12 protein-coding genes are annotated in these 12,233 nt (G+C 65.0%); 4 read left to right on the top strand and 8 right to left on the bottom strand.

Annotated elements, in window-relative coordinates; all coding sequences use genetic code 11:
* Window positions 1-96: 96 nt before the first annotated feature.
* Complete coding sequence (locus tag IE116_RS03265) at window positions 97-1,071, top strand: Bug family tripartite tricarboxylate transporter substrate binding protein (protein ID WP_189609727.1); 975 nt, start codon at window positions 97-99, stop codon at window positions 1,069-1,071.
* Here IE116_RS03265 and IE116_RS03270 read toward each other — a convergent pair.
* Complete coding sequence (locus tag IE116_RS03270; protein WP_189609728.1) at window positions 1,058-1,981, bottom strand: LysR substrate-binding domain-containing protein; 924 nt, start codon at window positions 1,979-1,981, stop codon at window positions 1,058-1,060. The two genes, IE116_RS03265 and IE116_RS03270, sit on opposite strands and share 14 nt — an antisense overlap.
* Before the next feature lie 185 nt (window positions 1,982-2,166).
* Here IE116_RS03270 and IE116_RS03275 point away from each other — a divergent pair, with 185 nt between their 5' ends.
* Entirely contained in the window at window positions 2,167-2,952 is a 786-nt protein-coding gene (locus IE116_RS03275; RefSeq protein ID WP_373302935.1) for a sulfite exporter TauE/SafE family protein, read from the top strand.
* A gap of 19 nt (window positions 2,953-2,971) precedes the next feature.
* On the opposite strand, the gene IE116_RS03280 is transcribed toward IE116_RS03275, so the two are convergent.
* The 7 genes from IE116_RS03280 to IE116_RS03310 all read right to left on the bottom strand — a co-directional run bounded on the left by IE116_RS03280 (window position 2,972) and on the right by IE116_RS03310 (window position 9,875).
* Window positions 2,972-3,682: a uracil-DNA glycosylase family protein gene (locus tag IE116_RS03280; protein ID WP_189609729.1), complete on the bottom strand. Its 711-nt coding sequence runs from the start codon at window positions 3,680-3,682 to the stop codon at window positions 2,972-2,974.
* A gap of 151 nt (window positions 3,683-3,833) precedes the next feature.
* Window positions 3,834-5,687, bottom strand: a complete 1,854-nt coding sequence (locus IE116_RS03285) for a PhoX family protein (RefSeq protein ID WP_189609730.1) — start codon at window positions 5,685-5,687, stop codon at window positions 3,834-3,836.
* 151 nt (window positions 5,688-5,838) lie between these two features.
* Complete coding sequence (locus IE116_RS03290; RefSeq protein WP_189609731.1) at window positions 5,839-6,306, bottom strand: YbaK/EbsC family protein; 468 nt, start codon at window positions 6,304-6,306, stop codon at window positions 5,839-5,841.
* Between the two features lie 28 nt (window positions 6,307-6,334).
* Window positions 6,335-7,048 (bottom strand): nitroreductase, encoded by a 714-nt coding sequence (locus IE116_RS03295; RefSeq protein ID WP_189609732.1) that lies wholly within the window; start codon window positions 7,046-7,048, stop codon window positions 6,335-6,337.
* Window positions 7,049-7,229: 181 nt separating this feature from the next.
* On the bottom strand, window positions 7,230-7,991 hold the full coding sequence (locus IE116_RS03300) for an ABC transporter permease (protein ID WP_189609734.1): 762 nt from the start codon (window positions 7,989-7,991) through the stop codon (window positions 7,230-7,232).
* On the bottom strand, window positions 7,988-8,914 hold the full coding sequence (locus IE116_RS03305; RefSeq protein ID WP_229827979.1) for an ABC transporter ATP-binding protein: 927 nt from the start codon (window positions 8,912-8,914) through the stop codon (window positions 7,988-7,990). Before IE116_RS03305 ends, IE116_RS03300 begins: the two co-directional genes overlap by 4 nt.
* Before the next feature lie 61 nt (window positions 8,915-8,975).
* Window positions 8,976-9,875: a LysR family transcriptional regulator gene (locus tag IE116_RS03310; protein ID WP_189609736.1), complete on the bottom strand. Its 900-nt coding sequence runs from the start codon at window positions 9,873-9,875 to the stop codon at window positions 8,976-8,978.
* A 149-nt stretch (window positions 9,876-10,024) separates the two neighbouring features.
* On the opposite strand from IE116_RS03310, the gene IE116_RS03315 reads away from it, so the two are divergent.
* Window positions 10,025-11,017, top strand: coding sequence for a 2Fe-2S iron-sulfur cluster-binding protein (locus IE116_RS03315; RefSeq protein WP_189609738.1), 993 nt, complete (start codon window positions 10,025-10,027; stop codon window positions 11,015-11,017).
* An 88-nt stretch (window positions 11,018-11,105) separates the two neighbouring features.
* Window positions 11,106-12,206 carry a gentisate 1,2-dioxygenase gene (gene gtdA / locus IE116_RS03320; RefSeq protein ID WP_189609740.1) on the top strand — a complete coding sequence of 367 codons (1,101 nt, stop codon included), beginning with the start codon at window positions 11,106-11,108 and terminating at the stop codon, window positions 12,204-12,206.
* Window positions 12,207-12,233: the final 27 nt, after the last annotated feature.

A 12,233-nucleotide genomic window follows, 5' to 3' on the forward strand; every position in this document is an offset into this window, starting at 1 on the left:
GAGCCGCGGCCCGGTCAGCCGGACTTATGGCAATACCGCAGTCATCACAACGAGCGCACAGCGCCGGCCCCCCCCTGGGGCCACCGAGGAGACATCATGACTTTCATTCGCACCCTGCTTGGCGCGGCCATGGGCACGGCCGTCCTGGCCAGCCCGCTTGCCGCCGCGGCCGCCGATGCCTATCCCACGAAACCCATCCGCCTGGTCGTGCCGTTCGGTCCGGGCGGCGGGACCGACATCGTCGGCCGGCTGGTCGCGCCTTACCTGTCGGCCAAGCTGGGCCAGCAGGTCATCGTCGAAAACCGCGCGGGCGCGGGCGGCGCCATCGGGTCCAACATGGTGGCCAAGGGGGCGCCCGATGGCTACACCCTGCTGTTCACGGACACGGCGCGGACTATCGGCCCCTACATGCAGAAGGACCTGGCCTTTGACATCTCGAAAGACCTGGAGCCCCTGGGCCTGATCGCCGGGACGCCCTTGCTGCTGCTGGCCAACCCGAACATCCCGGTCAAGTCCTTTGCGGAATTGATTACCTACGCCAAGGCCAATCCGGGCAAGCTGAACTACGGCAGTTCGGGCAACGGCACGCCGCAGCACTTCGCGGTCGAACTGCTCAAGGCAGCCAGCGGCATCGACATCACGCATGTGCCCTACAAGGGCGCCGCGGCGGTGGTGACCGATGCCGTCGGCGGGCAGGTCGACCTGGCGTCGGCCACACCGGCGCCATCGGCCGAATTCATTCGCACCGAACGGCTGCGCCCGCTGGTGGTGATGGAACCCAAGCGCCTGGCCAGCCTGCCCAACGTGCCGGCCGCGGCAGAAAAATACCCCGATGTTGTCCTGAGCATCTGGTTTGGCCTGATGGTGGCGTCGGGTACCGATCCGGCGATTCGCAAGAAGCTGGAAACCGCGGTCAATGAAGTGGCCGCCAATCCCGAATACGTCGAAAAGCTGCGCACGGCCGGCTTCGAGCCCAATAGCGAAAACGCCGGACAGTTCAGGGCCCGGATCCAGCGTGAACTGAAGGTGTTTGGCGAGGTCGCCAAAAAGGCCGGCATCAAGCCCGAGTAGCACGCGTTGGCGCGCCGCCTTGCCCGGCATGCGCAAGCAGATGGTCGAGCAGTTGCCGGGCAGGCAGGGGCAAGTGGTCCGGGTCGCGCACGCACAGCACTACCTGCCGGTGCGTCCAGGCATCGGTCAACCGGACCCGCCCGATGCCTGCCGCGCGGCCCATCCGGCGCGCGGCCGCCACCGGCACGACGGCCACGCCCGCGCCGCGTCCCACCATGCGGCAGATGGCGTCCATGCTGCCCAGCCGCACGCGGTACGCCAATGTCTTGCCGGCCAGCCGCGCATGATGCGTCAGCAGGGCGGCCATGGCCCCTTGCTCGGCCTGGCCAATGAAATCTTCATCGATCACGTCGACGAACGATGCCGAAGCTCGTCCAGCCAGCGGATGATCCTTAGGCACAATGAGCACGAGCTGGTCGGCCTGGAACGGCATGACGACCAGCCCCTGCAAATCTGCGGCGTCGGACGCCACCCCGATGTCGCACATGCCGGTGCGCACGCCGTGCGCGATATCGGCGCTGGTGTGCTCATGAATGTCGAGCGACACCAGGGGATGCCACACCAGGAAATCCGCCAGGACTTCTGGCAGATGTTCGCTCAATGCCGCGGCGTTCGATCGCAGCCGCACATGCCCACGGACCCCCTTGCCATACTGGCCGAGTTCGCCTTTCAGATGTTCGATCTGCTGGGTCACAAGCCGTGCGTGGTGGGCCAGGGTGCGGCCCGCAGGCGTTTCGACGACGCCGCGCCGGTTGCGGATCAGGAGCGGTTCCCCCAGCGCGTCTTCCATGCCGCGGATGCGCTCGCTGGCCGATGCCAGAGTCATGTGGGAACGGCGCGCGCCGCCCGTAATGGACCCGGCGTCACGAATGTGAAGAAACAGTTGCAGGTCGGTCAAATCGAAGCGCATGAGGGCATCGTAGCAGGGCAGGCAGCGAGGCGCTCTCGCCTCGGGCACGTTGAGGTCCCTGGAATGGCTCAGGCCCCGCCTGAGTCACCTTGCGCCATTTCCCGATGGAGGCTTGCCTGCGGGGGGCGCACAATGGCTCGCTTCCCCTCCCACCGTTCCTGCCACCCTCCGCGAGCCCCTTCACCATGTCCTTCTCCTTGCCTGCGCTGATGACGTTGCTGCTTTCCCCGGTCGGCCTCGCTACCATCGCCATCTTCACGGTGGCAGGCTGTGTGAAGGGCATTGTCGGCCTCGGGCTGCCAACGGTGGCCATGGGTTTGCTGGCGCTGGTCATGCCGCCTGCCCAGGCGGCCGCCTTGCTGATCATCCCCGCCTTCCTGACCAACGTATGGCAGGCCTTGCCGTGGCAGTCGGCGTGGCGGGTGCTCCGCCGCCTGGCGGGCATGCAGGTCGGCGTGTGTGCAGGCACCTGGCTGGCCGCCTGGAAATGGGGCGCGCCGTCGGGGGCTGGCGCGGCCTACCTGCTTGGCGGGGCCCTGATGGCCTATGGCGCCTGGGGCCTGCTCGCGCGCCCGCTGCACCTGTCCCGCCAGGCGGAGCGTTGGGTGGGGCCTCTGGCAGGTGCCCTCACCGGCGCCATTGCGGCCATCACGGGCGTGTTCGTGATACCGGCCGTGCCTTACCTGCAGTCGCTGGGCTTGTCACGTGATGAACTGGTCCAGGCCATGGCGATCAGCTTCATGATTTCGGTGGCGGCGCTGGCGGTAGTGCTGGCGCGCAGCGCAGACATCTCGCTGGGTGTGGCCGGAGCATCGGCCCTGTTGCTGCTGCCCGCCCTGGTCGGGATGGCGATCGGTCAGCGCATCCGTCATGCCTTGTCGCCCACGGTGTTCCGCCGATGTTTCCTGGGCAGCCTGATCCTGCTGGGCGGCTATATGGTGGTGGCGCAGGCAATGAAGGCGGGAGCCTGACTCCCGGCGCCAGGGGCGTTCAGGCCGGGCCAATGTCCAGGGTGTCGCGCCGGACATCCAGCGCCACCAGCCGATCGCGCAGCAGGCCTGGAAAGCGCGCATACCAGGCGGCGTTCAGCGGCGACGGATGGGGCAGGGGGCACAGCGTCAAGAGCCGCGGCGATCCGCCTGCCGACTGCATCGGGATCGTCAGGGTGCGCACAAAGCGGTCATCGGACGCCCAGAACCCATCGAGTGCCGCGCGCACGTTCGCCGATTGATTGATGCCAAACCACAGAAAGGCTTCCCGTCCCAGGGTGATGACGGTGTCGCCGCGCCACGCGTTCAGCAGCAGGTCGGCGATCAAGGGCTGAAAGCGCCGCTTGGCCGCCATCGACCACGCCTTGTTGCCAACCGGCTTGTAGGGCACCGTGTTGATCCAGAAGAAATCCCCCGTGAGCGCGCTCAATGACCCCACATCGGCGGCGGCTTGCCCGGTCAGGTGTTCGTAAATGACTCGTCGGACCAGCTGGCCTCCGGCGCCAATGAAGGGTTCGCCACGGCGGACTTCGTCGCGCCCGGGGTCTCGCCCAAAGAAGGCAATGCGCCGGGTCGGCGCGCCCAGCCCCAGGATCGGGTCAAGCGGATCCTTGCCACAGGCGGTATACGCGTCAACGTCGATGCCGGGCAGGTCGGCGGCCGCGCCGCGAAAGGCGGAAAGTCGGGCAGGGGTCAGGGGCAGATGGGGCATCGGGCGGCGTGTAGCTTGCGCATGGGGACTGGACGTTCGCCATTGTGCCCGCCCGGCAAAAAAAAACGGCGCCACCCGAAGGTGGCGCCGCTGTCAGCAGCACTTCACGGTGCCCCGAAAGGCGGCACCGCAGCCGGCCGAAGCCGTTTGCTTACGCGCCGACGGGCTTGCCGTCCGTGCGACGCACCACCACGGTAGCGGACCGTGCCGGCAGGTTGGCCGAAGGCCACTTGCCAGTCGGGTGCTGGATGTTGATGAACATCGTCGTCAGGTCTGGCGTGTACGCGATACCGGTGATTTCACAACCGGTCGGGCCAGCCAGGAAACGCTTGGATTGACCCGTCTGCTGGTCAATGTAGTACTGCGAGTTGTTGCCGAAGACATCGGTCGTGCTTGCGCCGGTACCGGCGTCGGTCTGCACCCAAAGACGGTTCTGCGGATCGATGCGGATGCCGTCCGGGCTCGAGAACGTGTCGCCCTTGATGTTGCCTTTCTCGTTTGCCGCGGCGATGGCCGGATCGCCTGCCAGCAGCAGCAGGTCCCAGGTGAAGGTCGTGGCCAGCGGCGAGGCGCCGGTTTCCGTCCAGCGAATGATGTGACCGTGCGGGTTCGTCGCGCGGGGATTCGTTTCGCTGGTGCGACGACGGCTGCCGTTGTTAGTGAGCGTGCACAGCACGAGGCCATCGCGGCCCACCGTGATCCACTCCGGACGATCCATCAGCGTGCCGCCGGCCACACGGGCTGCGGACTTCGTGTTCAGCAGGACGTCGGCTTGCGTGTTGAAGTTGACGACCGTCGACGGGGCGACCGTGCCCGGAGCGACCTGCGTGAAGTTGCCTGGATCGGTTGCACCGACGACCAGACCGTTCTTGCCTTGGGTCAGTTCGACCCAGTTGCCCGAACCGTCGCCGTTGAAGCGTGCGACATACAGAATGCCTTCGTCGAGCAGGTTGGCGTTGGCGGCACGATTGACCGGATCAAAAGCCTTGCTCGGGACGAACTTGTAGATGCAGCCTGGCGTGCTGTCATCGCCCATGTAGAACGCGACGCGGTTGGCGGCGTTGGTCATGTAGGCGGTGTTTTCGTGGTCGAAGCGGCCCATCGCGGTGCGCTTGGTGGCGGGTGCCAGCGTGCCGAGCGGATCGATTTCCACGACCCAGCCGTAACCGACTTCCGGTTGTGTCGGGTCCAGGTAGTTGTCGGTGGTCTCTTCACAGGTCAGGTACGTGCCCCAGGGCGTCGGGCCGCTGGCGCAGTTGTTCAGCGTACCGACGACCGTGTTGCCCACAACCGACTTGGCCGGACCGCCGACCTGGTACACCGTGTTGCCGGTGTAGCGCTTGTTGTAGGGCGAGTTCTGCTTGACCGACCACTTGCCGTCATCGGCGCGCTGCACTTCAATGACCGACACGCCGACGTTCGACAGGGCGATCTTCTTCTGTTCGGCCGTTGCGGTGGCGGCGTTGTAGCTGCCAGCGAACAGGATCGCGGTATCCAGCGATTCGTGGTTGATGGCGAGCAGGCCACCCTTTTGCGGGTCCACGTTCGGGATCGTGTAATAGTGCATGCCGTCGTGCTGGCCGCCGGCCTGACGCTCGGTTTCGGCCGAGGTCTGGAAGGCGCCCTTGTAGCCGCTCGAGCCGGCGACGACAGGGTCGCCCGCCGCGAACAGGACTTCTGCCACGTAGCCGTTCGGAACGATCACGGCGTCGAATGCCGGGGCATTGCGGTCGGTGACCTTGGTAATTGGCGTGAAGGTCACGCCGTAGTTCAGGGCCGGAGTGGTAGGCGTCGACGAACCATTGTCGTCGTCGTCGCTGCCACCACAGGCTGCCAGGCTCGTGACGCCGAACACCGACAGCATCGACAGGCCAAAGCCGCTCTTCAGCATGGTGCGACGGCTGGGGTTGGCCGCCACGATATCTTCCAGCATCTGACCTTCAACGGTCACCACGCCTTGCTCGGCGCGTGTCTTGGCGCGGAACTCGTCTGTCAAATAGGACATGCAAACCTCTTAATTTGGTGGGGTAGGCTTCATCCGATGCGATGCATCCGGCTGAAACTGACCGCAAGCTTAATGAGGCAATGTGACGGTTCTGTGAATGCCGTCAGCTATTTGTCAGGCCAGGTCCGACAGGCGTGCTCCGGCTTTTCCTTCAGGCGGGATCGGCGCACACGTCCACCCAGGTCGCACCGGTAAGGTCCGCCATGCGCTGGGGGCCGATACGCACGGCCGAATGGATGTCGCCAGCGGCCGGCAGCACAACGTCGTAGGCCTGCAGGGCCACGTCGCACACCACATCGAGCGGTGTCGCCAGGCCAAAAGGACATACCCCGCCCACCGGGTGGCCCGTCAGCCGCACGACGTCGTCGGCGTCCAGAAAGCGGGGCTTGCCCCCGAATGCGGCCTTCATCTTCTTGCTGTCCAGGCGCCGGTCACCTGGGGTCACCACCAGCACGACCCGCTCGCCGATCCGCAAGGACAGGGTCTTGGCGATCTGGCCGGGGGCAACGCCGTGCGCGGCAGCTGCCAGCGGCACGGTGGCCGTGCTGGTATCCAGTTCAATCAGATCGATATCGGGCGCGTGCTCGTCAAGGAAACGGCGGACCGAAGCCAGGCTCATGGATCAGGTGCTCCCAGTGCAATACAAGTCAGGACAGAAAGGTGACAAAGTCATCGATTGCGGCGCGCTCGGTCGTCAGGCGGTTGGCGATCGCGTCCGGGTCCGCGTGGCCCAGGGCCATGCCGCAAACAAACGTCTCGTTGTCGGGCAAGGCCAACTGGTCACGAATCACCTGATGAAAGCCGTTGAATGCCGCCTGCGGGCAGGTGTCCAGCCCGCGCCCGCGCGCCGCCACCATGATCGACTGCAGGAACATGCCGTAATCGAGCCAGCTGCCTTGCTCCATCGTGGTGTCGATCGTAAAGAGCAGGCCCACCGGCGCATCAAAGAACCGGTAATTGCGTCCGTGCTGGGCATGCATCGCAGCCTTGTCGGCCTTGCCGATGCCGAGCAGGCCATACAGATCCCAGCCGACCTTGCGGCGCCGGGCCAGGTAGGGCTCGATCCATTGCCGTGGGTAATAGGCGTAAGGCTCGGACTGCGCTGCCGCCTGCGCCGGGTCGCTGTAGACCGCAACGATGGCGTCCGACAGCGCCGTCAGCCGGTCACCGGTCAGCACATATACCTTCCAGGGCTGCACGTTGCTCCCCGACGGCGCGCGGGAGGCCACCTGCAGAATCGCTCGCACGTCCGCTTCGGGCACCGGCGTTGGCAGGAACGCGCGGACCGATCGGCGGCTGGTGATGGCGGCGTCAACCACCGTAGAAGTTGAGGAAGAGATCGTTGCGGAAGGGGAGGTCATGAAATCGGCTCGTCATTTTTACAATCGGTGCCCGTTTTCGCGGCGGCCCGATGGCCTTACGTGGGGCCGGGCCTCGCAGCCCGGTCCGGGCGTTTTTATCCACATGATCTGTGGATAAAATCTGCGCCCGCCGGCCGTGTGATCGTTGCCGGACGAGCGCTCCATGCTCAACCGTTCGCGCTCAGTTCTTGAGCCGGTATCCCGTGCGGAAAATCCACCGCACGCCCAGCATGCACAGGATCAGGAAGACCAGGGTCATGCCGACACTGGCAAACAGGCTGACATCGGCGACGCCATAAAAGGCCCACCGGAAGCCGCTGACCAGATACACCACCGGATTGAACAGCGTCACCTTTTGCCAGAAGGGCGGCAGCATGTCGATCGAATAGAAGCTGCCACCCAGGAAGGTCAGCGGGGTGACGATCATCATCGGAATGATCTGCAGCTTTTCGAAGCCGTCGGCCCAGATGCCGATGATGAAGCCGAACAGGCTGAAAGTGACCGCGGTCAGCACCAGGAAGGTCACCATCCAGACCGGGTGCACGATCTCGAACGGGATGAACAGCCTGGCCGTCACCAGCATGATGAGTCCGAGCACGATCGACTTGGTCGCCGCCGCGCCCACGTGGCCGATCACGATCTCGACATAGGACAGCGGGGCGGACAGGACTTCGTAGATGGTCCCGGAATACTTGGGCATGTAGATGCCGAACGACGCATTCGAGATGCTTTCATTCAGCAAGGACAACATGATCAGGCCCGGGATGATGAAGGCCCCGTAGCTGATCCCGTCGATGGCCACCATGCGCGAGCCGATGGCCGATCCGAACACGACAAAGTACAGCGACGTCGAAATGACCGGTGATGCAATGCTCTGCATCAGGGTGCGGAAGGTGCGCGCCATTTCGAAGCGGTAGATGGCGCGGATGGCGTACAGATTCATGGGTTCCCCCGGACCAGGCTGACGAAGATGTCTTCAAGCGAACTCTGCGAGGTCTGCAGGTCCTTGAAGTCGATGCCGTTTTCGCTCAGCAGGCGAAGCAGCCCGGCGATCTCGCTGCGTTGGCCTTCGTTGTCGAATGTGTAGATCAGCTTGCAGCCATCGGGCGAGAGGTCGAGCCGGTAATGGGCCAGCGCGGCGGGTACCTCGGTCAGCGGGTGCTGCAATTCCAGCGTCAGCTGCTTCTTGCCCAGCTTTTCCATCAGCGCCGTCTTGTCTTCGATCAACACGATCTCGCCGCGGTTGATGACGCCGATGCGGTCGGCCATCTCTTCGGCTTCTTCGATGTAATGGGTGGTCAGGATGATGGTGACGCCGTTCTCGCGCAGCTGGCGCACCATTTCCCACATGCCGCGCCGCAGGTCCACGTCCACGCCGGCGGTGGGCTCATCCAGGAACAGGATGCGCGGTTCATGCGATAGCGCCTTCGCGATCATGACCCGCCGCTTCATGCCGCCTGACAGCGCCATGATCCGGCTGTCGCGCTTTTCCCAGAGGGACAGGTCGCGCAGGATCTTCTCGACATAGGCCGGATTGGCCGGCTTGCCAAACAGTCCGCGGCTGAAGTTGACGCTGCTCCACACGCTCTCGAACATGTCGGTCGAGATCTCCTGCGGCACCAGGCCGATCTTGCCGCGCGCCGCGCGATAGTCAGTGCGGATGTCGTGGCCATCGGCCATGACGGTGCCCTCGCTGGCATTGACGATGCCGCAGATGATGCTGATGAGGGTGGTCTTGCCGGCCCCGTTCGGTCCGAGCAGGGCAAAGATTTCGCCCTGGCGGATGTCGAGGTCGATGTGTTTGAGCGCCTGGAAGCCCGAGGCGTAGGTCTTCGACAGGTTCTTGACGGATACGACGGGCTGCACGCGGGCTCCGGTCATCGAAAAAAGAGAGGCCAAGAATAGCAGCCGCGGGTGGCGACCGCCTTCAGCCCACGAAGGATTCGAACACGATGTTGCGTAACCACTGGTTTGCGGGATCCTTGTGGAACTTGGCGTGCCAGAACAGGTTGATGCCGATGGGCGGCAGCGGCAAGGGATGGGGCACATGCTTGAGCCCGAACGGGCCGGCCGACCGCAGGGCATACCGCTCGGGCACCGTGGCCAGCATGTTGGTGGTGCTCAGAATGTGCCCTACCGCCACGAAGTGCGGCACCGTGAGCAGGGCGCGGCGCGTACCCTTGGACTCGATGATCTCGTCCATGCGCGCATGCCCGGTGCCTTGCGACACGACCACCACGTGGTCCGCGTCAAAGAAGCGCTTGGCGGTCAGCTTCTTGCCGTCCACCTCGTGCCCCGCGCGGAACATGCACACATAGCGCTGCAGGAATAGCCGGCGCTGGAAAAAGCCGGTCTTGAGCTGCGGAATCAGCCCGACCGCCACGTCGACCTGACCGGCTTCCATCGCGTCGGCCAGGTGGTCCAGCGTGTTGCGCACGGTGCTGAGCGTCACGAAGGGCGCTTCGGTGGCCAGCCGGTCCATCAATCGCGGCATCAGGTCGATCTCGCCCAGGTCGGTCATGCTGATCGTGAACTTGCGCGTGCTGGTGCCCGGATCGAAGGTGCTGCGCTGGTTCAGGCTGCTGTGAATCGCATTGAGCGCATAGGCGATGGGTTCGACCAGTTGCGCCGCGTAGGGCGTCGGTTCCATGCCGCGCGCGGTGCGTATGAAGAGTTCGTCATCCAGCAGCAGCCGCAGGCGCTTCAATGCATTGCTGACCGCGGGCTGGGTCAGGCCGAGCGATGCCGCCGCGGCCGACACGCGCCGTTCGATTACCAGACGCTGGAAGACCACCAGCAGATTCAGGTCGATATCCTTCAGGTCCATAGGCGTTCCCGGGTGCGGCCCCGCGCGTAGCAGCCGCGGTGCAGTATTCACGGCCGTGATTATCAAGATTCACGACATTCTATATATTAATTTTCGTCGGCTCTCTACACTGCGTCCATAAACACAACAATGCAAGCCGAGACAGCTTCATGGAACTTCACGTAGAGCCCCAGGGCCGATCCCTGACCTTCGAGGCAGGCGCCAACCTGCTGGACACGCTGCGCGCCAATGACGTGCCGGTCTCGTACAGCTGCATGAGCGGCCGCTGCGGCACCTGCCGCTGCAAGGTGCTGGAAGGCGACGTGCTGGAGTCCGGACGCGAGATCACTTACACCCGCCCGCGCGGCGACACGCAAGGCCGCTACGTGCTGGCCTGCATGAGCGTGCTGACGCAGCCCTGTCGGATCGAAGTGCCCGAGGCAGACGAGGTGGTGACCCATCCGGCCCGCATCCTGAAGGCCACGGTGGCCCATATCGACCTGCTGGCCCACGACATCGTCGGCCTGCGCCTGAAGGCCGCCAAGCCGCTAGCCTTTTCGCCGGGCCAGTACGCCACGCTGCAGTTCAGTCCCGACCATATCCGCCCGTATTCCATGGCGGGCGTGGCGGGCGACGAGCTGCTCGAGTTCCATGTCCGCAAGGTGCCCGATGGCCGCGTGACCGGCTACGTGCACACCGACCTGAAAGTGGGCGACGCCGTGCGGGTAAGCGGTCCCCTGGGCACCGCCTACCTGCGACGCCGCCATGAAGGTCCCATGCTCTGCGTGGCGGGAGGCACCGGCCTGGCGCCAGTCCTGTCCATCGTGCGCGGCGCCCTGGCCGGTGGCATGACCAACCCCATTCATGTCTACTTCGGCGTACGCTCGGTGCAGGACGTGTATTGCGCCGAGCGCCTGAGCGACCTTGCCGCGCGGCATCCCAACCTGCGTACGCACATTGTGGTGGCGGCGGGCGCGCCCGCGGCGGGCATGCGCGGTGGGTGGGTGACCGACGCCGTCGACCAGGACTGGCACGACCTGAGCGGCTGGCGGGTCTATCTGTGCGGCGCGCCGCCCATGGTCGAAGCTGCCGCCTTGCTGGCCGCGCGCAAGGGCGCCGCGCCGGAACATATCCACGCCGACGCGTTTTACGCGGCGGCTTAGACACATGCACGACGCGTTCTACGCGGCGGCTTAGACACATGCACGACGCGTTCTACGCGGCGGCTTGGAATCACCAGGAGACACGATCATGAATGCGCAAGTACAGATTGACGACCAGAATGTTGTTGACCGCAACGTTGATACCCACAACGTTGACACCAGCAACGACACCGCGCGCCAGCGCGCCGCCTACTACGACCGCATCTCCCAAAGCAGCCTGACGCCGCTCTGGGAAGTGCTGGGCGCCCTGGTGCCCAGGCAGCCGAATTCGCCGGCCGTCGGCGCGCTGTGGAAGTACGCCGACATCCGCGATTACGTGATGGAAGCTGGCCGCCTCATCACCGCCGAGGAAGCCGAGCGCCGCGTGCTCATCCTTGAAAACCCCGCCATGCGCGGCAATTCGTCGATCACGCAGACCCTGTACGCCGGCCTGCAACTGATCCTGCCGGGCGAAATCGCGCCCGCCCATCGCCACACCCAGAGCGCGCTGCGCCTGGTGCTGGACGGAGAGGGCGCCTATACCGCCGTTGATGGCGAACGCACCACCATGAAACGGGGCGACTTCATCATCACGCCGGCCTGGACCTATCACGACCACGGCAATCTGGGCGACACCCCAGTGGTGTGGCTGGATGGCCTGGACATCCCACTGCTGCGTTTCTTTGACGCCGGCTTTGCCGAACACGGCCACACCCTGGCGCAGTCCGAACTGCGGCCCGAAGGCGACGCGCTGGCCCGCTACGGCAACAACATGCTGCCCATGGACTTCCAGCAGACCTCGGCCCAGCCCACCAAGGTGTTCGTGTACCCGTTTGCCCGCACCCGCGAATCGCTGCTGTCTATCGCGCGCACCGCGGCCGACCCGCACATGGGCCACAAGCTGCGCTTTGTGAATCCGGCCACGGGCGCATCGCCCATGCCCACCATGGGCGCGTTTGCCCAGCATTTGCCTGCCGGCTTCGAGACACAGCCCTACCGGTCCACCGATGGCACCGTGTATGCCTGCCTGGAAGGCGAAGGCGTGGCCGAGATCAATGGCGAGGCCTTTGCCTTCCAGCCCAATGATGTGTTCGTGGTCCCATCCTGGCACACCCTGCGCCTGCAGTCGCGCCAGGACACGATCCTTTTCAGCTATTCCGATCGCCCGGCCCAGCAGTCGCTCGGCCTGTGGCGCGAACAGAAGTTGTGATATTGGCCGCGCGGCATCACGCCCGCG

The sequence above is a fragment of the Pigmentiphaga litoralis genome, from assembly GCF_014651835.1.
In the GTDB taxonomy this organism is placed as follows: Bacteria; Pseudomonadota; Gammaproteobacteria; order Burkholderiales; family Burkholderiaceae_B; genus Pigmentiphaga; species Pigmentiphaga litoralis.

Bases quoted from the DNA above. Each gene is read 5' to 3' on its own strand.
- IE116_RS03265 (WP_189609727.1), top strand. From the start codon at position 97: ATGACTTTCATTCGCACCCTGCTTGGCGCGGCCATGGGCACGGCCGTC.
- IE116_RS03270 (WP_189609728.1), bottom strand. From the start codon at position 1,981: ATGCGCTTCGATTTGACCGACCTGCAACTGTTTCTTCACATTCGTGAC.
- IE116_RS03275 (WP_373302935.1), top strand. From the start codon at position 2,167: ATGTCCTTCTCCTTGCCTGCGCTGATGACGTTGCTGCTTTCCCCGGTC.
- IE116_RS03280 (WP_189609729.1), bottom strand. From the start codon at position 3,682: ATGCCCCATCTGCCCCTGACCCCTGCCCGACTTTCCGCCTTTCGCGGC.
- IE116_RS03285 (WP_189609730.1), bottom strand. From the start codon at position 5,687: ATGTCCTATTTGACAGACGAGTTCCGCGCCAAGACACGCGCCGAGCAA.
- IE116_RS03290 (WP_189609731.1), bottom strand. From the start codon at position 6,306: ATGAGCCTGGCTTCGGTCCGCCGTTTCCTTGACGAGCACGCGCCCGAT.
- IE116_RS03295 (WP_189609732.1), bottom strand. From the start codon at position 7,048: ATGACCTCCCCTTCCGCAACGATCTCTTCCTCAACTTCTACGGTGGTT.
- IE116_RS03300 (WP_189609734.1), bottom strand. From the start codon at position 7,991: ATGAATCTGTACGCCATCCGCGCCATCTACCGCTTCGAAATGGCGCGC.
- IE116_RS03310 (WP_189609736.1), bottom strand. From the start codon at position 9,875: ATGGACCTGAAGGATATCGACCTGAATCTGCTGGTGGTCTTCCAGCGT.
- IE116_RS03315 (WP_189609738.1), top strand. From the start codon at position 10,025: ATGGAACTTCACGTAGAGCCCCAGGGCCGATCCCTGACCTTCGAGGCA.
- gtdA (WP_189609740.1), top strand. From the start codon at position 11,106: ATGAATGCGCAAGTACAGATTGACGACCAGAATGTTGTTGACCGCAAC.